Consider the following 21,732-nt stretch of genomic DNA (forward strand, 5'->3'; position numbering starts at 1 on the left):
TAGCTAGATCAGGTCGCCAAGTTACGCCCCTTAGGAATCGGAAAACCATGGCCAGCTCGCTCTCCGAACAGCTCACGCTCACCTTGCGCGAACGCATCAACCGCGGGGAACTTGCCCCGGGAAGCCTGATCATCGAACCGGCACTGGCCCAGGAGTTCGAGGTCTCCAAGACCCCGGTGCGCGAGTCCCTGCGCCAGCTCACCAGCGAGGGCCTGCTGCAGGTGCTGCCCAAGAAGGGCTATCTGGTTCGCGCCATCTCGATGAATGATGTCTATGAAGTCCTGGAACTGCGCAGCTTGCTCGAACCGCATGTGGCGGGGCAGGTAGCCAGCATGCATTCGGCAGCGCTTGTAGTTTCCCTGGCCGGGCACCTTGAAGCCCAGCAAAAGCTGGCGGTCTCCGACCCCATTGCCTCCATGCATGCCGCCCAGTGCTTCCATAGCGAACTGGCCGCGGCATCGCGCAACTCCCGCATTGTGGACAGCCTGGAGAACTGCTTCACGCAAACCGCCCGAGCCCACTACGTCTTGCCTTCCATGCAGCCATACATGTCCCAATCGGACGAGCTGGCCGAGCACCAGTCGATCTTTGCCGCCATACAGAATTCAGATCCTTCAGCGGCCGCCGAGGCCATGACGCTGCATCTGGAATCCATCCGCCGAGCCATGCTGGGACATCACTAGCGGCCAACCACTGGTGCATCATGGGCAAGGCACACAGCATCGCCGTGCTTGCCGGCGCTGGCGTCAGCACCGATGCCAGGCCAGAAGGCCTGCGCTGACTGAACGAGTCCGCTGACGACTTTCTGGTTCAAGCTGGATCCAACGCCAAGCACAGGCAGATGATGCCCGATAACCGGATTGAGCGGCTTGGCGTGCATGACTCGCTCTTCTCCTGCGCCGTGGGCAGCCTGCTGCAATTCCGCCAGCCAGGGGACGTGGACTTCTTCGTGGTCCGCGAGAACATCTTCGAAGGCATCGAACGCCGTCATCCGGAAAACGGTAGCGTCCTGTACCGGTATCGGCCACGCCCTCGAATACGCATTGGAGCTCGCGCAAACCGGTAGCGCCAAGCACCTGACCAGCCCAGCGCAACAGCTCGTTGCCCAGCCCGGATCCGGGTGCCGGGGCACCACCAGCTCACTGGACCATGCGGTCACCCATGAGATTGCCGCCCAGGCAATGGAGCTCCAGGAGTAATCGGTGGCGAGCGGCCCGGTGGCCTGGGTTCAGCTGCCCAACCGCATCCAAGCGCTGTTCCTGGCACGCAGGGACAGGCTCACGCCGCGAGCTGCCATGTAGCCGATGGCGAAAGCAACCCAGATCCACAAAATCGCTGACGTGGAATCCTTGGCAAAGACCTGAACCGCCCAGAGCATCGGCACGTAGAGAACAAGGTTCGCTACGCCTACCAACCCGAGATAGCGGGCATCCCCCGCACCGATGAGCACGCCGTCCAGCACGAACACCAAACCGCACAACGGCTGGGACAATGCCAGCACCCATAGCCCAACGGTGGTCAGCTGGCGGATCTGCTCATCCGGGGTGAAGATCATCGGGAAGACCCACGAGGTGGCAAGCAGCAGGATCCCGGTGACCACGCCGAAGCAGATGCCCCAGCGGCTCATGATCCCGGTGAGCTTGCGGACCTGCTCTGCATCCCCGCGGCCCAGCTCCTGGCCAATCATGGCCTGGGCCGCAATAGCCAACGCATCCAGTGCAAAGGCCAGGAAACTGAAGATCGTGAAGACCAGCTGGTGCGCTGCCAGTGTCTGGGTGCCGGCGTTGGTGGCGACAAGAACCGTGAGGAGCAACGCCGCGCGCATGCTCAGGTTGCGCAGCATCAACCAGGAACCGACTTGCCCGGTGGAAATGAACCCGGACCAGCTCGGCGCCATGGAAATTCCTTGCTTGCGGATTCTTGGCAAGATCATCCACAAATACACCACCGCCATCATCCACTGGGCGATCGATGTGCCAAGCGCGGCACCGGCTACGGACATATCGGCCCAGTAGACCAGCACGAAGTTCAGGACGATATTCAATCCGAAGCCAGCGGTGGCCACGATCAACGGTGTTTTCGTGTCCTGCATGCCACGCAGCACGCCGGTGGCTGCCAGGACCAGCAGCATCGCGGTCAGGCCAGGCATCGAGTACCTGATGTAGTCGACGGCGAATCCAGCGGTTTCCCCTTCGCCGCCCATCAAGCCCACAAGCCGATCGGCACTGAAGTATCCGAGCAGCGAAAGCGCCACCCCGAGGACTACGGCAAACCACATGCCATCACGGCCCGCCGCCATGGCCTTGCCGGGGTTGCCAGCGCCCAGGGCTCTGGCTACAGCTGGCGTGGTGGCATAGGCCAAGAAGATCATCAACCCCACCGCAGTGTGCAGCACCGTGGTGCCCAGTGCGGCACCGGCCAGCTCGGCCACACCAAGGTGGCCCACGATGGCCGAATCGGCCATCAAGAACAGCGGCTCGGCGATCAAAGCACCCAAGGCGGGAACTGCCAAGGCAAGGATCTGCCGGGCCAAGCTCCGCGGGGATTCGGTGGGGGTTGAAGGATTCACAACCTCAACTCTACGAAGCAGAGTGGACTTTCACCATTTGCTTGCGCGCAGGAGGATTCCCGGTGCAGTCCTCTTTCCTGCGTCCGGAGCGAGTACTAGGTTTGGAAGCAAGCAGGGCACAGCCAGCACCGCCACCAGAAAACAGGTTTCCCATGGGACAAGAACATATTGGCCATTGGCAATGCGCGGGCTGCGCCGTGGAGTTCCCGCCGGGCCCGCAACCCACCGGCACCTGCCCCATCTGCGCCGATGAACGCCAGTACATTCCGGGCGGAATCCAGCGTTGGGTGCGCACCGAAGACCTGGCAGCAGCCGGCCACCAGCTGACGATCACTTCGCTGGAGCCGGGACTGAATGCGATTGCTTCTCCCGAAATCGGCATAGGCCAAAGCTCCTTGCTCGTGGAGACCACCGCGGGCAACCTGCTCTTCGACGTGCCCGGGCTGATTACCGGAGAAATCATTGATTGGCTGGATAGCCGCGGAAAGCTGGCGGCCATTGTGGCGAGCCATCCGCACATGTACGGGGTGCAGCAGCAATACAGCCAGGCGCTGGGTGATGCGCCGATCCTCGTCGCCGAGAAAGATGCGCAGTGGGTCCAGTATTCCTCAGCCGCCGTCAGGACCTGGTCCCAGCCTTTTGAGGTGCTGCCCGGGATCAGGCTGATGCAGCTCGGCGGCCACTTCCCGGGCAGCACTGCGGCTGTTTGGGAAGCAGGGGCCGATGGCCGCGGAGTCCTGCTGGCTGGCGACGCGATTTTCCCCGTGGCCGATGGCAATGCGACCTTCTTGCGCAGCTACCCCAACCGCATCCCGCTCTCGGCTGCCGTGGTGCGGCGCATGGCCAAGGATCTGGAGCCGGTGAAGTTCGACCGCCTCTACAACAACTTCGCCGCCTGCATCCAGGCCGATGCCCACCGGGTGGTCCAGTTCTCTGCGGAACGCTATGCCAGGTGGGTATCAGGAGAATTCGACGATCTGACCTGATATTTCGCGCAAAGTTGAGTATTCCGAATGCGGCATATGAATTATCCGCGAAGGGATGGGTCCCTTTTGGAGAGCAAGGAAGCCATGATCAGGGCAACCACCTGCAACGCGCCAACGCAGAGCACGACGCTGGCCCAGCCGTAGTGCATGAAGGGGATGCCGATGAGCCAGCCAAGCAGTGACGAGCCCACGTAGTAGAACAAGTTGTACAGGCTGGAGGCCTGCGCCCTGGCTCCGGTGGCCAGCACCGGCACCCACCCGCTGGCGACCGCGTGGGCCGCGAAGAAGCCAGCGGTGAAGATCAGCAACCCGCTGATGATCACGACCAGGTTCCCAGCCAGCGTCAGCAGCAAGCCCAGGGCGCTGGTGAGAATGCTGATGCGCAGGGTATTTCGCCGTCCAGCCTTAGCGACGAGTTTGCTGCTGGCCACCGAGGTGTAGGTTCCAGAGAGGTAGGCCAGGAAGACCAGTGCCGCCCACGAAGCCGGAATCAGGTACGGCGGTGCTTCCAGCCGGAAAGCCAGATAGTTGTAGACGGCCACGAATCCGCCCATGAGCAGGAATCCCTGGGCATAGACCAGTGCCATTTTGCCATGCAATGCATGTGCGAACTTCCTGGCGATGCTGCGCAGGTTCTGGCCGTGGATGGGGTCGAAGCCCTGGGCGCTGGGCGCCTTGAAAAGGAAGAAGAGCGTTGCCAAGCCGGCCATGATGCTCACTGCCGCGACCCCCCAGCGCCAGCCGGCGGGGTCTGCGACAAAGCTGGCGACCAAGCGTCCGGCCAGCCCGCCAAGGGTGGTGCCGGAGATATAGGTGCCGCTGGCCACGGCAACGGCTCGCGGATTGACCTCGTCAACGAGGAAGGCCAGTGCAGAGCCGGGAACACCTGCCAAGGCAATTCCCTCGAAGAACCGGATCGCCACCAGGAACTCGAAGCTTGGCGACAGGCAGCTGAGCAGTCCCAGGGCAACCGAGGAGATCAGGGCGATGCTGATGACCTTGCGGCGCCCGACGCGGTCGGAAATGATGGCCCATGGAGTCACGGCCAACGCCAGCCCCAGGGTCGCTGATGAAACGGCAAGTGCCGTGTGCGAAGAGGTGATGTGGAAATAGCCGGCGATCACCGGCAGCAGCCCCTGCACCGCATAGAGCTGGGAGAACGTGGCAACGCCGCCGGCAAAAAGCGCCAGCAGCATGCCCCGATAGGCGGGGGTGTTCGGTTCGAGTCCGGTAAATGCCACTGCCTAGCCTCCCACAGGAAGCAGCGGGTAGATCAGGTACACCACCAGCAGCGCTACTGCATTGTTAATGACATGCAGCATGTAGGAGTAGGCCAGCGACTTGCCGCTGAGGATGTAGGCAACACCCATCATGACGCCCAGCATGAAGTACGGCACGACTTCCAGCCACGAGCCGATGCCCGCGCCAATGAAGTGGATGCTGGCGAACAGCACCGTGGAGATCAGTGCGCAAATCCAGACGTTGAGCTTGCGTGAAAGCTTGCCGATGAGCAGATGGCGGAACAGGTATTCCTCGACGAATGGGCCGAAGAGCGCAGTGACCACCAGCATGACCGGCAGCGGCACCGTTCCGGCCATGGATTCCAGGGCCGCCTGGTTCTCGCTGGTGGCCGCTTGGCCCGTCAAGGCGGCGATGATCCCGTTGGCCATGATGGTCAGGAACCAGCCACCGGGCAGCATCAGCCATTTGGCCCAGGGGTGGTAGCGCATGGTCTTGAACGACTCGAAGAACTGCGGACCGCACTGGATCATCGCGAGAATGAAGAAGGTGACATACAGGATCAGGTTGATCCCGAACAGCGCCTGTTCCTGGGTGGAGAAGGCGCCCATGTAGCCAGGGATCAAGCCGATGAGGCCTGCTGCGCCCCCGACAAAGAAGACGAGGTAGGCAAGAACTGTCCAGAAGTCGCCCTTGGTGAATTGCCCGGCGTTGAAGACGCGTTGCTTGGGCCGCGGAGCCGAATAGGGGTTCATGTACTCTGGCCGTTGTTGCATATGACAAGCCTAATCGCCTTCCATGTGGATTTCCCAAGTTCATCGTTCCACGTGAAAGGACGAACCCAGTCCAGCCGACGTCGAAGTCTGCTGGACTGGGTTCAGCGAGCTGCGGTAACCGCGAGCTCCCATCATCTGCTAGTTCTTGTCGAAACCTTCGCGACCCTTGTCCACGAAGGCCGGGAAGAGCACCTTGTAGCTGACACCGGCAATGGCCGCACCGATAACCGGTGCCAGGATAAACAGCCATACCTGGCCCAAGGCTTCAGGGCCGGCGAACCATGCGACGCCCAGGGAACGTGCCGGGTTGACCGAGGTATTGGTGATGGGAATGGACACCAGGTGGATCAGGGTCAATGACAGGCCGATAGCGATCGGCGCGAAACCCTGCGGCGCGCGCTTGTCGGTGGAGCCGAGGATCACGTACAGGAAGATCGCAGTCAAAACGATCTCTGCGACCAGTGCCGCAACCAGCGAATAGCCATCTGGTGATCGCTCCCCATAGCCATTGGAAGCGAAACCGGATTCGACTGCGTTGAATCCGTCCTTGCCCGAAGCGATCCAGAACAGCACGGCACCCGCCACCGAAGCAGCGACGATCTGCGTGACGATGTACGGGAGGACATCCTTCCACGGGGTGCGCCCGGCAAAGGCCGTGCCCAGGGTGACGGCAGGGTTGAAATGGCCGCCGGAGATATGCCCTACTGCGTACGCCATGACCAGCACAGTGAAACCGAAAGCCAGAGCTACGCCCAGGAATCCGATGCCCATGTTCACGGTTTCATCTGCGATGACCTTGGCTGCGAAGATCGCTGAACCACAGCCACCGAAGACCAGCACGAATGTGCCCAAGAATTCTGCCGATAGTTTTGCGCCAACAGTTGGCACAGCTGCATCTGACATGCTTTTTCCTTATCCTCGATGAATTATGCGAGTTCAAGGCCAGCTTATGTCCTGCCGATGGGGCTGCGGTAGGCCTGCGGCTACTTAATAGATCTCGTTCGTCTTATTTTTCTTCTGGGTTCATGCTTCTGATCTGCCGCGCCGCAGTTGCGGCGTTTCTAGATCGTGGTTCGGGGCTGCCGTTCGAAAATTGAAGCGGCCGCAATGCCGACAACGACACCGAGAAGATTTCCCATAGCGCAGTCCCACACCATCTGGGATCCGCTCTTCGGATTAGCCAGCTGAAGCATCAGGATAATCAGCGGCGTGAAAAAGCTGAGGGCAAGGCCGTAGTTCCGGACCATATAGGCCTCGGTTGGGAACATCAGCAAGATGATGCAGCAGCCGATCATCAGTTCGCTGGGAGTCAGGGCCGTGATCCCAAACAACACGCCTATACCGGCCAGGGTTCCCCCGATGCGGTGAGCCCCACGTCGCAACCGTCCCCGGGCATTGCCGACGGCAAGCGGAACGGCCGCCCCGGCCATGGTCCATTGGAGATGCTCGACCTGCAGAGTAATCCCGACAGCTCCAGCTAGGAAGACAACTATCAGGTAGGTGCATGCCCTGCGCAGGATGCGGGGCCATGGAATCGCGAGGCCTTCCGAGCCGCACTCTTCCACTCGTCCGAAGCGTGCGGCTTGGCCGAGCAGGATGCTGAACAGAGCGGTGGCGACGAACGCGGCCAGGCCTTCAAGGGCGGGAAGCTCCCCCACCGGCAAAGTTCCCAACGCACCAAACGCAAAGAGCGGAAAGAAGGCACCGCCGGGCTTGAGCCCATATCGATCAGCGATCAATGAGCTGAAGGCCGCCCAGAACATTCCTCCGGCAAGCAGCGTCCACCCGCGCATACCCAAGGGGGCCATGGCGATCCCGCAAATTCCCGCACACAGCATCAGTGCAGCTCCGAGCACCTGGTCCTTCAGTCGCTGCGAGCGATGCGGATTTCGGCCGTACATCCCGACAATGGAGCCGAAAACAGCGTAGGCAAGGAGGTCCGTTCTGCCAATCAGCAGCAGTGCAATCCCCGGAAGTCCCAATCCGAGGCCTACGCGCAGGGCCGGGCGGATCTCTGGGCTGTGCGAAATGGCGAAGAGCTGCCAATTCACGAGCGAACCGCGCGTGAATTTGAACTTACCAATGGCTGTGGAGACCGGAGCTGCTCTGCCTGCCGTCAGCATGGAATCCCGAGTCGTCCTGGCAATTATCTGATTGCTTGCATCCCTCGGATCCCATGGTGCCTCAAGATGGTCAGGTTCCACTGTTCTCTCCGCTCCCAGTTGCACGGCCCAATTCCTAAGCGACTTGGGGTCTGGTTCTAGGTTCAGGGATTACCATTGATCAGATCCAATAATTAGATCCGATGATTCAGTAAGTGCTACTTATGATTCCTGCTGAGATGCATATCGACCGCAGGGAATGTGCTAGAAATTATCTTTTCGAGCGCCTGCGACATCAGGGTTAATGGACTGCTGTCTTCCATTACAAGAGAAATTTGCGAGGTAACTTGCGGATCATCCAGCCTGTAAAGCTCAATACCAGGCAGAGCTCCCAAGGGTGGCAACCACTGGCGCGGAACTATGCTGGCCCAGTTCCCGGTGGACACATGCGCGAGCAACGTGACTATCGAGTCGCATTCGATTCGCGGCGAGACTACCAGATCGTGCCGGCTGAGCGTCTGGTCGAGGACCTGGCGCCCTCGAAGAGATGAGTCGAGGAGGCATAAGGGCAACTCCAACGCCGTCGCCCAAGCCGTCGTTGCGCCCTCGGGGAGCATCCCCGGCGCAGTGAGCAGCACATGTTCCTCGGCATAGAGCGGATAGACCAGCAGTCCAGCTAGGTCCTGCGGCTCCGCGTAGATAAGGCCCGCGTCAAGCTCGTAGTTCCTGATCTGACGGACGATGTCCGCCGAATGGAGACTCGCCTGGACGTTGATGCCCACTTGCGGATGCGCACGGGCAAACTTGTCGGTGAGGGTTGCAACAGTTGAAGAGGCAGCAGGAACCGTTCCCAATCGAAGTGTTCCATTCAGGCCGTTCTCGTAATGGGAGATTTCCTGTCTCAGCGAGGCATGGTCTTTCAGGATTTTCCGAGCCCATTTGAGAACCGTCTCGCCTTCAACGGTCAGTCCTTGGAAGGCATGGCCCCGGCGGACCAATGGCGCGCCCAGTTCCTTTTCGAGTTTTCTAATGCCCTCTGATAATGCTGGCTGGGAGACCGCGCATTCTTCAGCTGCCCGGGCAAAATGTCCCTCATTGGCCAGTGCCACCAGATATTCCAACTGTCTAAGCATCATGTTCATATTGCATCATTTCCTGCAGGAACAAGTGCGATCGATGGCCTGGAGGCGTGCCGCAGCGGTTCGATCAGAAGCAGGCCTGGCAATGCAAAAAGACCCCGGCACCGGCAGTGAAAATCTGCCAGATGCCGGGGTCTTCGCGACTCAAGGTCCTACTCGGTTTCTTCCTTTGCTTCCGGTGCCATGTCACTGGCCACCGTGGCTCCGGCCGCTACCGCGGGCACCGCAGCCGTATCCGGATTCGCATCCACGTCCTCGGCCGGGCCGGCGAACTGCGACTGGTACAGCCGGTAGTAGGCTCCCTGGGTCCCCAGCAGGTGCTCGTGGTTGCCCTGCTCCACGATCCGGCCGGACTCCATCACCAAGATGGTGTCCGCGTCGCGGATCGTGGACAGCCGGTGGGCAATCACGAAGCTGGTGCGGTCGCTGCGCAGCGCAGCCATCGCCTGCTGCACCAGCAATTCGGTACGGGTATCCACCGAGCTGGTCGCCTCGTCCAGGATCAGCAGCGACGGGTTGGCCACGAACGCGCGGGCGATGGTGATCAGCTGCTTCTCGCCGGCCGACACGTTGGTGCCTTCCTCGTCGATGATGGTGTCGTAGCCATCGGGCAGCGCGCGCACGAAACGGTCCACGAAGGTCGCCTTCGCGGCCGCGATCACTTCCTCATCGGTGGCATCCAGCCGGCCGTAGCGGATGTTCTCCATGATGCTTCCGCCGAAGAGCCATGCGTCCTGCAGCACCATGCCCACCTTCGAGCGCAGGTCGGCGCGGGAAAGGTCGGTGATATCGCGGTTATCGAGCATGATCTTCCCGGAATTCAGCTCGTAGAAGCGCATTACCAGGTTCACCAGCGTGGTCTTGCCTGCGCCGGTCGGGCCGACAATCGCCACCGTGTGCCCCGGATCCGCATCGAAGGACAGGTCCTCAATCAGCGGCTTGTCCGGGGAGTAGGAGAAGGACACATTCTTGAAGGAGACATGCCCGTCGGCGCGGGCAGGAAGGCTGTCCTGCGCGTGATCCGGTTCCTGTTCCTCGGCGTCCAGCAGCTCGAAGGTGCGTTCAGCCGAAGCCACGCCGGACTGCAGCATGTTCGCCACGCCGGCAATCTGGCCCAGCGGCTGGGTGAACTCGCGGCTGTACTGGATGAACGCGGTCGCGTCGCCCAGGCTCATCGTGCCCGAAGCCACGCGCAGCCCGCCCACCACGGCGATGCCCACGTAGGCCAGGTAGGACACGAAGTTCATCACCGGCATGATCATGCCCGAGACGAACTGGGCGCCGAAGCTGGCCTTGTACAGTTCCTCGTTGCGCGCGGTGAAGCGGTCCACCATGTCCGCTTCGCGGCCGAAGACCTTCATCAGCTCGTGGCCGGAGAAGGATTCCTCGATCTGCCCGTTCAGCGCCCCGGTGTTCTTCCACTGCGCGGTGAACAGCTTCTGCGCCCGGGTGCCGATGATGCCCGCGGCAGCTGCCGAAAGCGGCAGGGCCACCAGCGCGATCAGCGCCATTTGCCAGGAGACCACGAACATCATGATCACGATGCCGATAACGGTCATGGCCGAGGAGACCAGCTGGCTCAGCGCCTGTTGCAGCGCGTTCTGGATGTTGTCCACGTCGTTGGTCACGCGCGAGAGCAGATCGCCGCGCTGGCGCGTGTCGAAGTAGTTCAGCGGCAGCTTGTTGATCTTGTCCTCGACGTCCTTGCGCAGGTTGTAGACCACGCGCATGACCAGCTTGTTCAGCAGCCAGCCCGAGGCCCACGAGAAGAGCGAGGCGACGAAGTACATGGAGAGCACTATCAGGATGTACTGCGAAAGCTGGGTGAAGTCGATGCCCTGCCCGGGGACGAAGTCCACCTTGGAGAGCATGTCGGCCTGGGTTCCCTGCCCGGAGTCGCGCAGCTGCTGGATCACCAGCTCCGCGGGCGTGCCGGCCGGGATGTTCTTGCCGATCAGCCCGGCGAAGATCACGTCCATGGCCTTGCCCAGGATCCGCGGTGCGATCACCGAGAGCACCACGTACACGGTGATCAGCGCGAACACCAGGACCATGCCCAGCTTGTACGGGGACATCAACCCGACCAGGCGCTTGGCCGATGGCCAGAAATGCTCGGCCTTGCGCACCGGGGCGCCGCCGCTCCAGTCGTCGGCTCCCGCCGCGGCATCGAATTCATTGACGTCCGCGAGCTCGCTTTCGAGCTGTTCCGGATCGATATTCTTCTGCTTCTTCGCCATTTAGGCCACCTCCTCCACGCTCAGCTGGGATGCCACGATTTCCTGATAGGTTTCCGAGGTTTCGAGCAGTTGCTCGTGGGTACCCCGGGCCACGATTTCGCCATGGTCCAGGACCAGGATCTGGTCCGCACCGGTAATGGTCGATACGCGCTGGGCCACGATGATCACCGCGGCGTCCTTGGTCGGTTCGGCCAGGGCCGCACGCAGCCTGGCATCGGTGTTCACATCCAGTGCCGAGAACGAATCATCGAACAGGTAAGTGTTCGGCTTCGCGGCCAGGGCCCTGGCAATGCACAGGCGCTGGCGCTGTCCGCCGGACACGTTGGTGCCGCCCTGGGAGATCTTCGAATCCAGCTGGCCTTCGCGTTCGGCGACGAAGCCGTCGGCCTGGGCCACCTTCAGCGCATCCCACAGGTCATCCTCGGTAGCGTCCTGGGCGCCGAAGCGCAGGTTGCTGGCGATGGTCCCGGAGAACAGGTAGGGGCGCTGCGGCACCGCGGAGATGTTCCGCGAAATGGTGTCGCGTCCCAGTTCCCTCAGCGGCGCCCCGCCGATCAGGATTTCGCCTTCGGTGGCGTCGTAGAGCCGCGGGATCAGGTTCAGCAAGGTGGTCTTGCCCGCACCGGTGGAACCGATGATGGCAGTGGTCTGCCCCGGCTTGGCGGTGAAGGAGATATCGTTGAGCACCGGCGCCTCGGCGCCGGGGTATCCGAAGCTGACGTTCTTGAATTCCACGGTGCCCGGGGTGGGCAGCGCGAGCTGCCGTTCGGCGGCGTCGAGCATGCTCGGCTCGCTGTCCAGCACCTCGGAAATGCGGTCGGCCGAAACCATGGCACGGGGAATCATCATGGCCATGAAGGTACCCATCATGACCGCCATCAGGATCTGCAGCAGGTACTGCAGGAAGGCGGTCAGCGCGCCGACCTCGACCTGGTTGTTATCCACCCGGTGCCCGCCGAACCACAGCACGGCGGCGGTGGACAGGTGCAGGATCATGGTGATCGCCGGGAACATCAGCACGAACAGGTTGCCGACCTTGACACCGAGGTCGGTCAGCTTCTGGTTGGCGTCTGCATAGCGCTGCGTCTCATGCTCTTCGCGCACAAAGGCGCGCACCACGCGGATGCCGGTGATCTGCTCGCGCAGCACGCCGTTGATCCCGTCGATGCGGGTCTGCATATCGCGGAACAGCGGCATGAGCTTGATGACCAGCAGGCCCACGACTATGAGCACCAGCGGTACCGAAACCCAAACGAGCCAGGACAGTCCGGGATCTTCGCGGATCGCCATGATCACGCCGCCGATGGACATGATCGGCGCGGTGATCATGAAGTTCAACGCCATCAAGGTGAGCATCTGGATCTGCTGCACGTCGTTGGTGCCGCGGGTGATCAAGGTGGCGGCGCCGAATTTGTTGACGTCCTGTGCCGAGAAGGTCGAGACCTTCTCGAAGACCGACTGGCGGATGTCGCGGCCCACGCTCATGGAGGTCTTGGCCCCGAAATAGACGGCGGCCACCGCGGTGGCTACCTGGATGAGGGCCACCACCAGCATCAGTCCGCCGGTACGCCAGATGTAGTCGATATCGGCTTTGACCACGCCGACGTCGATGATCCTGGCGTTCAGGCTAGGGAGATAAAGAGTGGCCACGGTGGTGGCCAGCTGCAAAATGACTACGGCAATGATCCACCCCGTGTACGGCTTGGAGTGTTTCAAGATGAGCTTGAGAAGCATGTGGAAAATCCTCGCTGGCATCAAGCTCTCCGGCATGCTGGACCTTCGGATTAAGGGCAGCGTGATTGAAGAGCGATTGCCAGTCTAGCGCTCGCCTTGGACACTTTGAATCATCCTTGCGATTGATTTTTATCAATCACTGGAAAGCACCCGCATTGCCGCAGGATCCCGGGCATGGTGGCGTTAATCATAAACCGTGTACTTACCGGCAGGACAGGTGCCGGTTACTTGCCACCAGCTCCTCTTGCGGTGGACATCACCGTTCTGCCTAGTCCCGTGCCCCGCGGCCCAGATAGGCCAAGGCAGCTACCACCTGGGCACGGGTTCCGGTTTCCAGGGTCGGATGGATCACCGGGGCGAAGAATGGCGAGTGGTTCGCCGGGATCTTCGAGGCAACGGCGCCCTCGGCGACCGCCGCCCGGTAGGTGTCCGGATCCGCGCAGCCCACCGTCCAGTAGGTGTACGGGATGCCGAAGGCATCCGGGATGATGCTGAAGTCCTCCGAGGCGGTGGCCGGATCGGCCTGGTAGACCTGGCCCTGGTCGAAGTGGGCTTCGAAGGCCTTGGTGATCCGGTCGTTGGCCACCGCGTCATTGCTGGTCAGCGGGAACTGGTCGTAGAACTCGAAGTCCGGTTCCCGCGGCGAGCCGGCGGCGGCGCATTCGCCGCGCACAATGCGCTGGATGGAGTCGATGACGCGCTGGCGCAGCTGGAGATCATAGGTGCGGATATTCAGCAGCAGTTGGGACCGGTCCGGGATGATGTTCGCGGCACTGCCGGCATTCAACGCGCCGACGGTCAATACGGCGAACTGCCCGGGCCGGGTTTCACGCGAAACAATGGTCTGCAGCTTGAGCACGATGGACGAAGCCATAACCACCGGGTCCACCGAATTATGCGGCATCGAGCCGTGGGCCCCGCGCCCGTAGACGGTAATGCGCAGGCTGTCGCCGGCGGAAAGGACCGGCCCGGCGGTAGTCCCGATCATTCCGGCTTCCGCCGGCATCACGTGCTGGGCCAGCGCCACATCGGGCTTCGGGATCCTCTCCACCAGCCCGTCGGCCACCATGGCCTTGGCGCCTGCGGCGGTTTCCTCGGCCGGCTGGAACAACGCCAGATAGGTGCCGGACCAGCTCTTCTGGTTCCCGGCCAGGAACTTGGCGGCGCCGAGCAGGGTGGCCATATGCATGTCATGGCCGCAGGCGTGCATGGCACCCGGGACCGTGGAGGAATATTCCAGCCCGGTGTCCTCGGCGACCGGCAGGGCATCCATGTCGGCCCGGGCCAGTACCGCCGGCCCGTCGCCATTGCGCAGGACCCCGACGATTCCGGTGCCTCCGATCAGGCAGGTTTCATAGCCCAGATCCTCGAGTTCCTCGCAGATTCGCGCCGAGGTCTCGTGCTCGGCCAGGCCCAGCTCCGGATGCCGGTGGAAATGCTTGTAGAGCTCCTCCTGCCAGGGCAGCTGCTCCAAGATCGAGGCGGTGATTTCCTGTGCAGTGCCCATCGGGTTCCTTCCATCGCGCCCAGCTGCGCTGAGCCCCAGGGCCCCGCTGGCTAATTCGTTTTCAATCTATCCCCTGGCCGGCAGGACAGTCCAGAATCCGGCCGATTGCAACGGGAGCCAGATCCGGCGAGCGCTGGTGCCGCTAGCGGTCCCGTTCGGTGCAGATGCAGAACCTGTTGCCCTGCCGGTCCGTGGCCACAGTGAAGCTCGGCGCATACTGGGCATCGAGGCCGGCGCTTTCGCTGCCCAGCGCCTCGAGGACCGGCTCGCTTTCGGAGAACGGGACCCACACATCCAGATGCAGGCGGTTTGGGTTCGGGTCCGGTGTTTCCTGGAACCAGATGCCCGGCAACCTGCCCGCTGGATCGGCAAGGCTGCCGTCGGCCTGCTCGCGGTAGCCCAGTCCAGCGGCCCACTGCCCGGATATGGCTTGGGCGTCGTCGGTGTCGATGCCGATTTCCACCATCTTGATCAAATCCAGTCGCGCTTTGGCATGCAAGGCGGCGGCCCGCTGCGAGATTTCCGAGGCCAGCGCGAGGTCCCGTTCGGTGATGTCGCCACCGGCGTCGTGGGACACTGTCGAAACGAACAAGAGGTTGTAGCGCCAGTCCACATCCGGATGGTGGTTGGCCATCTGCGCTGCGGCAGCGATATCGCTGAACAATTCGATGGCCTCTGCCGAGCTCTTGGCCTCATACACGGTGCAGAGCTTGCCGGCCAGCTTCCGCCACTGCGGCAAAGCCTCCAGCCGGGAGGCCAATTCGGTGCTTTCAATGCGGTCATTCACGGTCATGTTCTCCTCCTTTTGGTGCAACTGTGGCACCACTTCCCGGCCGGCTCAAGCGATCGCCCGCAATGCACAGGTTAGCGCCAGCGCCAGCTGCTGCGAACTGGATGCCGCCTGTGAACCGGAACTCGGCTGGTCCTGGCGCGGGCGAATCGGCTTAGCCTCGATAGGAATAGCGCAAGGAGGGCAGAATGCCATGCTGAACATCTTCCAGGCCAAGATCAGCGACTCGACGCTGGATGACATCACCTCGGAGGACAGCAATCGCAGACGCCGGCTGCTGAGCCTCGCCGCCCTGCTCGTGATTGCAGCCTTCGTACTGGCGGCTCTGCTCGGCGCATTCGACCAGAAGAAGAGCATGGAACAACAGGCCGACGGCTTCGCGGTCCAGCTGCAGTATCCCGCGGTGGTCCGTGCCGGCAATGAAATCCAGCTGAGGGTTGAGATCACCTCTGCCAACCCCTTGCCCGAGACCATCACGCTGGACCTGAGCGAGGACTATCTCATGCTCTTCGAGGACTTCTCGGCCTTTCCCGAACCCGAGTCCGAGTCGAGCCGAGCTGATGGAACCATTGAATTCGAGGTCGCCCCGGCACCGGGGTCGCGGCAGATGGTGGCCACCCTCACGGGCCGGGCTTCGGACGAATGGTCGCCGAGCGCCAAGGGCGTGCTCGGAATTGCGGTCAACGGCGAAAGCACCGACCTGAAGATCAGAACTTGGAGGATCCCCTGATGGAAATAGTCATCCGCGCAGCCACCGCCTTCATCATCCTGTGGCTGGTTACGCGCGCCGCCGGCAGATCGACCCTCGGCGAACTCAGTTCCTTCGAGCTGGTGCTGTTCGTCGTCCTGGGCGACCTGGTGCAGCAAGGCATCACCATGGAGGACCGTTCGCTCACCGGCAGCCTGCTGGCAGTATTCACCATGGTGGTCCTGGCCGCTGCACTGAACTTCGCCAACATGCGCTGGCCCAAGCTGGGCAAGCTGATGCAGGGCCGCCCGATTGTGCTGATCCGCGACGGGGTCCTGGACCGCAAGGCCCTGCACAACGAGCGCATTGGGCTGGACGAATTGAGCATGCTCGCCCGCCAGGCAGGCATCGAGAACTACAGCAGCATCCGGCTTGCGATTCTGGAAGCCAGCGGCAAGATTTCCTTCTTCACCCAGGAAGCCGAATCCCGCCCGTGACCATATAATGCAATTGGAAGAAGGGGCATCCCTGCACGGGATGCCCCTTCTGCGGTTCTCAGCCCGCCGGCGCGCTACTGCTGATCGGGTGTTTCCCGCTGGTCCGGCAGGTTGGCGGTCCGCTCGGCGTCCAGGCCTTGCTCGTCATCCTGGTCGGGGTAGTCCAGCAGCGTATCGTCGACCGGACGCTGCCCGTCAATCGGTTCGGGTAGCAGCGTTTCGGGATTGAGCGCCAAGGGATCGCCGTCGTTTTCCTCCAGCACCCGGTCTGCTCCGCGCAATGGATCCTCGGCGTCCTGGGCCTGGGGTGCATCCGATGACCCAGCCGCCGGCTGGCTATCGCGCCCATCCAACGGCTCGTCCGTGTCCGAGTCCTTGCGCACGTCGTCGAATTCAGAATTATTCAGTGACATTCCAGCTCCTTCTCGTGTTTCCAATCGGTAATGATTTCCAAGGTGGACTTCAGCTTCTGCCGATGCTGCTTGCGCATGAATTCCAAGATAGTCCCTTCGAAATCCGGGTCGGCCGATGCGGTGGCGTCGGTGGCCACCGCCACCGGCAAGTTCGCAGCGAAGGCATCGGCCGCGGTGGCGGAGATGCACGTCTCGGAGGAGACCCCGGCGATCACCAGCGAACTGGCGCGGTGCTGCAGCAGCAGGTCCTTGAGCGCCGTATTCCAGAAAGCGCTGTCCCTGCGCTTGACCACCTCGATGGCCCCGTCCAGTTCCAACTCCGCCAGATACGCGGCCTGCCCCGTTCCTTCGAACAGGTAGCCCTGGTCGTCTTCGAGCATCTTCAGCGTCCATGTGGATTTATCTTCCTTGTGCACGGTGCGCACGCTGATCACCGGGTATCCGGACGCTCTCGCCGCCACGGCCAGCTGGTTGCAGCGGGCTGCCAGATCCTGGCGGGCCAGTGCCAGAACCGGATCCTCGAAGAATCCTTCTTGCAGGTCAATGAGCAGCAGCGCAGGGTGGCTGAAGTCGCTTGTCGCGCTCATGGCTCAGCGTGTTCGGCGCAGTGCTGGCAGCAGTACGCCTTCTGGACGTCGTGGACAGCGTGGCCCAGAATGGCGCAACCGCAGTGCGCGCACCTTTCGGCCATGGCGTGGATGGCGCATTCGAAACTGTCGAAGCGGCCAGAGCGCCCGTTCCGGCTGAGCGTGAACACCGTTTCGCTTACATTGCCGCAGATATCGCAGGTCTGCATGGATTGCCTCCTGAACTCGGATTGGCCATGGAACAGCTAGCGGTCCCCTTCGCCTTCGGAATACTGGTCTTCCGGGGAATCGTCGAGGTCGGGGTCGGCTCCTTGGACAGGAGGCAGGTGATTCCCGGGCTGCTCCAGGTCCTCTTCTGACGGTTCCCCGGAGTCGGCTGGCAGGTGTTCGTCGTCGGGTTGCCCCAGCGGCCAGAGATTCTCAACCAGGTCCTTGTCGGGATCCTTGAATCTGTCGGCAGCATGCGAAATGGCATCTTTGGCTTTGTCGATGAATCCCATGGTCATTCTCCTCACGTTGCGTTTCCCGGTTCTCTACCAACTACCAGCTATTGGCGGCACAAGTACATGATTAATCGGCTGTTGCCAGAGTCGAGGGGGCGCATCTGCAAGCTCGCTGGCAATGGTTGAAGACGTGCTTGCTGTGCTGGAGCGTGGAGGGTGTCCCACAAAAATACGCGAAAGGAGCACGATCATGGTTGCAGCCAAGGAACTAATGACCTCGCCTGCCAAATGCGTCAAGGAGCAGGACTCGATTCAAGTGGCCGCCCAGATGATGAAGGACCTCGGGGTCGGCATGCTGCCGATCTGCGGCAAGGACAACCGCCTGGCCGGCACGATCACCGACCGCGACATTGTCATCAACTGCGTTGCCGACGGCGTCGTGACTTCCAGCACCAAGGTGGCCGATTACGCCCAGGGCAAGCCGGTCACCATCGGAGCAGACGACTCGGTCGAAGAAGCCATCCGCACCATGCAGGAACACCAGGTGCGCAGGCTTCCGGTCATCGACGGGCATTCGCTAGTCGGCATGCTCGCCCAAGCAGACGTCGCCCGCTACTACGACGAGCAGAGCACCGGCAACCTGGTCGAAGGGATTTCCCAGGACTAGGATCTCCCAGCCCAGCCGGACCACAACGCAGAGCTTCCGGGAAAACCATGGTTTTCCCGGAAGCTCTGCCCTTGTTCTCCTGCGATTCTCCTGGCGGGAACGCCGTCACCGTCCGTTGGCGTCTGTGCCTCCCCGCGGATCGTCCAAGGAGCTCGGTCCCCGGATCACGCGGTACAGGCCGTAGATGAAGACCAATGCGCCCCAGCCGGCCACGATCCATAGCGGCCCTGAGGTGCTGTCCGGCGCTGCGAGCAGCGCATAGATGGCGAATCCTACGGCCACGAGCCCGCCGACAATCGCCAGCCACAGGCCAGCGCGATGTTTGCGGGGGCTGTCCGCTGCTTTGCCAGTCACGGCTTCTCCTTTCGCTGGCAGGAAAGTTCAACCTGCGTCATAGCGTTCTTCCCTTTCCTCGGATTCATCTTCGGTGTTCTCGTTGATGCTGCCCCGGCGAACCACGCGCTCGTCGCCTGGCTGGGCATCGTCATCCGGTTGCGTGGTGCGAGCCGGATTCTCGGGCTTCTCGCGTTCACTCATTGCGTCTCCTTCCATGGCGGTCTGCTATGAATTGCGCAGGGCTTCGATGAGTTCGGCCTTGCGCATTTTAGAACGGCCATCAATGCCGATTTCCTTGGCCCGGTCCTGCAGCTCCCGGACCGTCCAGTCCTCGTAGTCCCCGGCCTTGCCTCCGCGCTTGCCCACTGCTGACCGGCCATCGCGGGCGGCGGCGTTGGCGATGCGCGCCGACTTCTGCTTGGAGTTCCCCTCCTCGCGCAGCTCCTCGTAGAGTTCTTCATCCTTGATCCGGCTCTTGCCTGCCATGGGTTTCCTCCCTCTCACGCTTCGCCAGCCGGCCCTTTTGCAGTGCCAGCACTGTGCGTTCCACGCTAGCCACTTCACTGATCAGGGGACAGTGCCCCTGCCGGACTTTGCGCTGAATCCCAGACTTCAGCGGTAGCACAATTCATGCAGCGGGGTGCGAAACTGGATCTTCGCAGAAAAAAGTCTGGCTGTTGCCGCCAAAGGTGGAGGTGATCCGCGCGCAGCGGAGGGTCCGGAGCACACTGGAACTGAACCCGGACGCCGCTGAGCGCACCGCACCGGCGTCCTGCCGCAACAGCAGGAGGAAATCCCATGCCCGAGAAGAATCCCCAGAACCGCACTGAGCCGCTCGGTAACGGCAGCGAAGACCGCGCCGGCAAGGAAAAGATCAGCCCGCCCGAACAGCGCCAGGAGGAACCCGGCCTGGACCGGGACCTGAAGCCCAAGGCGGATCATGGCGAGCGCAGCTACAAGGGCCGGGACCGGCTGGCCGGAAAACGCGCCCTGGTCACCGGCGGCGACTCCGGCATTGGCGCGGCGGTGGCTATCGCCTTTGCCCGCGAGGGAGCCAAGGTCGCCTTGGCCTATCTGCCCGCCGAACAGCCTGATGCCGATGCCATCGCCGGGGTTTTGGAAGATGCGGGAGTCGAAGTCCACCTGCTGCCCGGGGACCTGCGGGACCGCAATTACCGCGATTCATTGATCGATGAGGCGGTGACCGCGCTGGATGGCTTGGACATCCTGGTGAACAACGCGGGCAAGCAGATCAGCGTCGAGTCCCTGGAAGAGCTGAGCGACGAGCAGGTCGAAGCCACCTTCGATGTGAACATTTTCGCGATGTTCGCCTTGAGCCGCGCAGCCCTGCAGGTGCTTCCCGAAGGCGGCTCCATCATCAACACCACCTCCATCCAGGCCTTCGATCCGTCGGACCACCTCATGGACTATGCCGCCACCAAGGGCGCGATCAGCAACTTCACCAAGTCGCTGGCGTCCCAGGCAGCGAAGAAGGGCATCCGGGTTAATGCCGTGGCTCCGGGCCCCATCTGGACTCCATTGCAGCCTTCGGATGGCCAGCCGATCGAGGCGCTGCCTGAGTTCGGCCACGATACCTGGCTTGGCCGGGCCGGCCAGCCGGTGGAAGTGGCCCCGGCCTATGTGTTCCTGGCCAGCGATGAGGCTTCCTACGTGGTCGGTTCCACGGTGCACGTGAACGGCGGCAAGAACCAGCCGTAGGACGGTGAACAGGTCCCCGGGCGATAGGGCCCGGGGATCATTCCACGTCATCCTTGCTGATGGTGAATTCCATATTCCTCCGCTCGTATTCGCGCTGGCTGAAGGTGGCGCGCTGGACTTCCTTGACCTCGTCAAAGCTGGAGCCGATGGCTCCGCCCATGGTTCCCAGCGAGGATGCCAGCCAGGCAAGGTTGATGTATTCGGCCAGCGTGACATCGTGGCGCAGCTGGTAGGCAAGGTATTCCTGGTCAATGACAATCAGAGAGCCTGCCAGCAGGGCGAGGAACAAGAGCAGGTACATGACTGTCGCGGCAAACCCGACCGTCAGCACGGTGGCCGCGTTGTAGACGACCATCCGCTCGCGGCGGCGGTTGCCCTTGGGCCTCTCCCACAACCGGTTGTGCAGCAGCAGCCAGAGCGTGAGGATCAGGATGCTTGAGACCGTGATCAGCGAAAGCCGCCCGGCAGGCAGGTAGTCGGCCATGGACCAGATGCTCGTGTAGAACACGCCGAAAGCACCGGTGGCCACCGCACCTGCCATCGCGGAGGAAAGCCGCGGCACCAGTTTCCACGGCTGGTTGCTGCGCACCATCCCGGCGATCAGCAGCAGCCGCCCGCGCAAACCCTCGATGCTCGAGATGCGGTTCTGCTCGTTCTGCCCGTCCTGCCGGCTGGCGTGCACGCTCATCGCCCTTCCCAGCGGGGTCGGAGGCGGAGCCGGCTGCTTGCCGGTAGCCAATTCCCTGACCAGTTCGGCCAGTTCCCGTGCCACGGTGCGTGGTCGGGCCAACCCGAGGCTCGGCATGGAAAGCACGGCCGAGGCATCCTCGACGGAAATCACCGAACGCACCGGCCGGTTCTGCACATAGTGCGGTGCATCGGTGAGGTAGATGATGAAGTCCCAGCCATGCTTCTCCCGCAGCCTGGGCACCTTGTCGTTCAGCGCGACCCGTCCGCTCTCCCCCAAGGGCAGGGAAAAGGGAGCTACCTGCACGTCCCATTGCTGCTCGTGCTCCTGCAGCTTCTCCATGACCCCTTCCAGCCGGGCAGCGATCCGATTGGCCATCGCGTCGGCTATGCCAGGGTCGGCAATTAATCCCACCGTGCGCTTCTCGGGCTCTTGCACGCTCATCAGCACCTCGCAGCTCTCAGGGCAGCAGCTTGGCCCGCTCCCACAGCACACACTAGGAAGTCGCGCCCGGGCCTGCAGTGCCGTTCAGCAACCTTGCAGGAATCAGCACCGGCAGTGCACGCTTGATCCCCGGAATTCCGGGGATCCCCGACTCACAGGCAATGCCCATCA

At 62.3% G+C, this 21,732-nt stretch carries 25 protein-coding genes; 8 read left to right on the forward strand and 17 right to left on the reverse strand.

The genetic code is table 11. The features are described 5' to 3' along the window. Positions 1-47 precede the first annotated feature (47 nt). Positions 48-683, forward strand: coding sequence for a GntR family transcriptional regulator (locus ACIOTL_RS01535; protein WP_105656097.1), 636 nt, complete (start codon positions 48-50; stop codon positions 681-683). Here ACIOTL_RS01535 and ACIOTL_RS01540 read toward each other — a convergent pair. Then, positions 680-991, reverse strand: a complete 312-nt coding sequence (locus ACIOTL_RS01540; protein ID WP_400341401.1) for a hypothetical protein — start codon at positions 989-991, stop codon at positions 680-682. The genes ACIOTL_RS01535 and ACIOTL_RS01540 overlap by 4 nt on opposite strands. Before the next feature lie 52 nt (positions 992-1,043). Here ACIOTL_RS01540 and ACIOTL_RS01545 point away from each other — a divergent pair, with 52 nt between their 5' ends. Next, on the forward strand, positions 1,044-1,199 hold the full coding sequence (locus ACIOTL_RS01545) for a hypothetical protein (RefSeq protein ID WP_166650859.1): 156 nt from the start codon (positions 1,044-1,046) through the stop codon (positions 1,197-1,199). 29 nt (positions 1,200-1,228) lie between these two features. Here the strand turns inward: ACIOTL_RS01545 and ACIOTL_RS01550 are convergent, their stop codons facing one another. Further along, complete coding sequence (locus ACIOTL_RS01550; RefSeq protein WP_105662068.1) at positions 1,229-2,569, reverse strand: MATE family efflux transporter; 1,341 nt, start codon at positions 2,567-2,569, stop codon at positions 1,229-1,231. Between the two features lie 152 nt (positions 2,570-2,721). Here ACIOTL_RS01550 and ACIOTL_RS01555 point away from each other — a divergent pair, with 152 nt between their 5' ends. Then, the gene (locus ACIOTL_RS01555; RefSeq protein ID WP_286134037.1) at positions 2,722-3,555 is read left to right on the forward strand and encodes a hydrolase; all 834 of its coding nucleotides are present in this window, start codon (positions 2,722-2,724) and stop codon (positions 3,553-3,555) included. Between the two features lie 41 nt (positions 3,556-3,596). Here the strand turns inward: ACIOTL_RS01555 and ACIOTL_RS01560 are convergent, their stop codons facing one another. The 9 genes from ACIOTL_RS01560 to ACIOTL_RS01600 form a co-directional block, all read right to left on the reverse strand. Further along, complete coding sequence (locus ACIOTL_RS01560) at positions 3,597-4,796, reverse strand: MFS transporter (protein WP_400341404.1); 1,200 nt, start codon at positions 4,794-4,796, stop codon at positions 3,597-3,599. A 3-nt stretch (positions 4,797-4,799) separates the two neighbouring features. Further along, entirely contained in the window at positions 4,800-5,570 is a 771-nt protein-coding gene (locus ACIOTL_RS01565) for a lysostaphin resistance A-like protein (protein ID WP_400341406.1), read from the reverse strand. Between the two features lie 138 nt (positions 5,571-5,708). Next, on the reverse strand, positions 5,709-6,473 hold the full coding sequence (gene aqpZ, locus ACIOTL_RS01570; RefSeq protein ID WP_133834819.1) for an aquaporin Z: 765 nt from the start codon (positions 6,471-6,473) through the stop codon (positions 5,709-5,711). Between the two features lie 158 nt (positions 6,474-6,631). After that, positions 6,632-7,621, reverse strand: coding sequence for an FUSC family protein (locus tag ACIOTL_RS01575; RefSeq protein ID WP_400341409.1), 990 nt, complete (start codon positions 7,619-7,621; stop codon positions 6,632-6,634). Between the two features lie 269 nt (positions 7,622-7,890). Continuing rightward, entirely contained in the window at positions 7,891-8,814 is a 924-nt protein-coding gene (locus tag ACIOTL_RS01580) for a LysR family transcriptional regulator (RefSeq protein ID WP_208294295.1), read from the reverse strand. Between the two features lie 149 nt (positions 8,815-8,963). Then, a complete protein-coding gene (locus ACIOTL_RS01585) occupies positions 8,964-11,048 on the reverse strand; it encodes an ABC transporter ATP-binding protein (RefSeq protein WP_359185116.1) in 2,085 nt (694 codons plus the stop codon). Next, a complete protein-coding gene (locus ACIOTL_RS01590) occupies positions 11,049-12,782 on the reverse strand; it encodes an ABC transporter ATP-binding protein (RefSeq protein ID WP_332499078.1) in 1,734 nt (577 codons plus the stop codon). It abuts the gene before it with no gap. A 268-nt stretch (positions 12,783-13,050) separates the two neighbouring features. Continuing rightward, a complete protein-coding gene (locus tag ACIOTL_RS01595; protein ID WP_400341412.1) occupies positions 13,051-14,289 on the reverse strand; it encodes a M20 family metallopeptidase in 1,239 nt (412 codons plus the stop codon). A 142-nt stretch (positions 14,290-14,431) separates the two neighbouring features. Beyond that, positions 14,432-15,082: a 4a-hydroxytetrahydrobiopterin dehydratase gene (locus tag ACIOTL_RS01600; RefSeq protein ID WP_400341414.1), complete on the reverse strand. Its 651-nt coding sequence runs from the start codon at positions 15,080-15,082 to the stop codon at positions 14,432-14,434. A 190-nt stretch (positions 15,083-15,272) separates the two neighbouring features. On the opposite strand from ACIOTL_RS01600, the gene ACIOTL_RS01605 reads away from it, so the two are divergent. Together ACIOTL_RS01605 and ACIOTL_RS01610 are read left to right on the forward strand one after the other, a co-directional pair. Next, on the forward strand, positions 15,273-15,809 hold the full coding sequence (locus ACIOTL_RS01605; protein ID WP_400341415.1) for a hypothetical protein: 537 nt from the start codon (positions 15,273-15,275) through the stop codon (positions 15,807-15,809). After that, positions 15,809-16,264, forward strand: a complete 456-nt coding sequence (locus tag ACIOTL_RS01610) for a DUF421 domain-containing protein (protein ID WP_133834812.1) — start codon at positions 15,809-15,811, stop codon at positions 16,262-16,264. Before ACIOTL_RS01605 ends, ACIOTL_RS01610 begins: the two co-directional genes overlap by 1 nt. Before the next feature lie 74 nt (positions 16,265-16,338). On the opposite strand, the gene ACIOTL_RS01615 is transcribed toward ACIOTL_RS01610, so the two are convergent. Beyond that, a complete protein-coding gene (locus tag ACIOTL_RS01615; RefSeq protein ID WP_105656083.1) occupies positions 16,339-16,677 on the reverse strand; it encodes a hypothetical protein in 339 nt (112 codons plus the stop codon). Beyond that, entirely contained in the window at positions 16,668-17,264 is a 597-nt protein-coding gene (locus ACIOTL_RS01620) for a cysteine hydrolase family protein (protein ID WP_400341418.1), read from the reverse strand. The genes ACIOTL_RS01615 and ACIOTL_RS01620 overlap by 10 nt, the downstream gene beginning before the upstream one ends. Between ACIOTL_RS01620 and ACIOTL_RS01625 the strand changes: the two genes are divergently transcribed. After that, positions 17,252-17,623 carry a hypothetical protein gene (locus ACIOTL_RS01625; protein WP_400341420.1) on the forward strand — a complete coding sequence of 124 codons (372 nt, stop codon included), beginning with the start codon at positions 17,252-17,254 and terminating at the stop codon, positions 17,621-17,623. The two genes, ACIOTL_RS01620 and ACIOTL_RS01625, sit on opposite strands and share 13 nt — an antisense overlap. A gap of 334 nt (positions 17,624-17,957) precedes the next feature. After that, complete coding sequence (locus ACIOTL_RS01630; protein WP_105656079.1) at positions 17,958-18,374, forward strand: CBS domain-containing protein; 417 nt, start codon at positions 17,958-17,960, stop codon at positions 18,372-18,374. A 105-nt stretch (positions 18,375-18,479) separates the two neighbouring features. On the opposite strand, the gene ACIOTL_RS01635 is transcribed toward ACIOTL_RS01630, so the two are convergent. Genes ACIOTL_RS01635 through ACIOTL_RS01645 form a run of 3 tightly spaced genes read right to left on the reverse strand, consistent with a single transcriptional unit; the run spans position 18,480 to position 19,196 of the window. After that, a complete protein-coding gene (locus tag ACIOTL_RS01635; RefSeq protein WP_105656078.1) occupies positions 18,480-18,728 on the reverse strand; it encodes a hypothetical protein in 249 nt (82 codons plus the stop codon). A gap of 27 nt (positions 18,729-18,755) precedes the next feature. Then, positions 18,756-18,911 carry a hypothetical protein gene (locus ACIOTL_RS01640; protein ID WP_166650857.1) on the reverse strand — a complete coding sequence of 52 codons (156 nt, stop codon included), beginning with the start codon at positions 18,909-18,911 and terminating at the stop codon, positions 18,756-18,758. A gap of 24 nt (positions 18,912-18,935) precedes the next feature. Beyond that, positions 18,936-19,196 (reverse strand): Rho termination factor N-terminal domain-containing protein, encoded by a 261-nt coding sequence (locus ACIOTL_RS01645; protein ID WP_105656077.1) that lies wholly within the window; start codon positions 19,194-19,196, stop codon positions 18,936-18,938. Between the two features lie 312 nt (positions 19,197-19,508). On the opposite strand from ACIOTL_RS01645, the gene ACIOTL_RS01650 reads away from it, so the two are divergent. Beyond that, a complete protein-coding gene (locus ACIOTL_RS01650; protein WP_400341422.1) occupies positions 19,509-20,429 on the forward strand; it encodes an SDR family oxidoreductase in 921 nt (306 codons plus the stop codon). 37 nt (positions 20,430-20,466) lie between these two features. On the opposite strand, the gene ACIOTL_RS01655 is transcribed toward ACIOTL_RS01650, so the two are convergent. Further along, positions 20,467-21,561 (reverse strand): hypothetical protein, encoded by a 1,095-nt coding sequence (locus ACIOTL_RS01655; protein ID WP_400341423.1) that lies wholly within the window; start codon positions 21,559-21,561, stop codon positions 20,467-20,469. Between the last annotated feature and the right edge of the window lie 171 nt (positions 21,562-21,732).

Origin of the sequence: Glutamicibacter sp. NPDC087673 (assembly GCF_044743255.1) — a bacterium.
Classification (GTDB): Bacteria; Actinomycetota; Actinomycetes; order Actinomycetales; family Micrococcaceae; genus Glutamicibacter.

Excerpts from the sequence above, each read along its gene's own strand:
- ACIOTL_RS01535 (WP_105656097.1), top strand. The coding sequence starts at position 48 with ATGGCCAGCTCGCTCTCCGAACAGCTCACGCTCACCTTGCGCGAACGC.
- ACIOTL_RS01580 (WP_208294295.1), bottom strand. The coding sequence starts at position 8,814 with ATGAACATGATGCTTAGACAGTTGGAATATCTGGTGGCACTGGCCAAT.
- ACIOTL_RS01605 (WP_400341415.1), top strand. The coding sequence starts at position 15,273 with ATGCTGAACATCTTCCAGGCCAAGATCAGCGACTCGACGCTGGATGAC.
- ACIOTL_RS01615 (WP_105656083.1), bottom strand. The coding sequence starts at position 16,677 with ATGTCACTGAATAATTCTGAATTCGACGACGTGCGCAAGGACTCGGAC.
- ACIOTL_RS01640 (WP_166650857.1), bottom strand. The coding sequence starts at position 18,911 with ATGAGTGAACGCGAGAAGCCCGAGAATCCGGCTCGCACCACGCAACCG.
- ACIOTL_RS01590 (WP_332499078.1), bottom strand. The coding sequence starts at position 12,782 with ATGCTTCTCAAGCTCATCTTGAAACACTCCAAGCCGTACACGGGGTGG.
- ACIOTL_RS01595 (WP_400341412.1), bottom strand. The coding sequence starts at position 14,289 with ATGGGCACTGCACAGGAAATCACCGCCTCGATCTTGGAGCAGCTGCCC.
- ACIOTL_RS01630 (WP_105656079.1), top strand. The coding sequence starts at position 17,958 with ATGGTTGCAGCCAAGGAACTAATGACCTCGCCTGCCAAATGCGTCAAG.
- ACIOTL_RS01610 (WP_133834812.1), top strand. The coding sequence starts at position 15,809 with ATGGAAATAGTCATCCGCGCAGCCACCGCCTTCATCATCCTGTGGCTG.
- ACIOTL_RS01555 (WP_286134037.1), top strand. The coding sequence starts at position 2,722 with ATGGGACAAGAACATATTGGCCATTGGCAATGCGCGGGCTGCGCCGTG.
- ACIOTL_RS01540 (WP_400341401.1), bottom strand. The coding sequence starts at position 991 with ATGACGGCGTTCGATGCCTTCGAAGATGTTCTCGCGGACCACGAAGAA.
- ACIOTL_RS01655 (WP_400341423.1), bottom strand. The coding sequence starts at position 21,561 with ATGAGCGTGCAAGAGCCCGAGAAGCGCACGGTGGGATTAATTGCCGAC.
- ACIOTL_RS01650 (WP_400341422.1), top strand. The coding sequence starts at position 19,509 with ATGCCCGAGAAGAATCCCCAGAACCGCACTGAGCCGCTCGGTAACGGC.
- ACIOTL_RS01645 (WP_105656077.1), bottom strand. The coding sequence starts at position 19,196 with ATGGCAGGCAAGAGCCGGATCAAGGATGAAGAACTCTACGAGGAGCTG.
- aqpZ (WP_133834819.1), bottom strand. The coding sequence starts at position 6,473 with ATGTCAGATGCAGCTGTGCCAACTGTTGGCGCAAAACTATCGGCAGAA.
- ACIOTL_RS01565 (WP_400341406.1), bottom strand. The coding sequence starts at position 5,570 with ATGCAACAACGGCCAGAGTACATGAACCCCTATTCGGCTCCGCGGCCC.
- ACIOTL_RS01600 (WP_400341414.1), bottom strand. The coding sequence starts at position 15,082 with ATGACCGTGAATGACCGCATTGAAAGCACCGAATTGGCCTCCCGGCTG.
- ACIOTL_RS01620 (WP_400341418.1), bottom strand. The coding sequence starts at position 17,264 with ATGAGCGCGACAAGCGACTTCAGCCACCCTGCGCTGCTGCTCATTGAC.
- ACIOTL_RS01585 (WP_359185116.1), bottom strand. The coding sequence starts at position 11,048 with ATGGCGAAGAAGCAGAAGAATATCGATCCGGAACAGCTCGAAAGCGAG.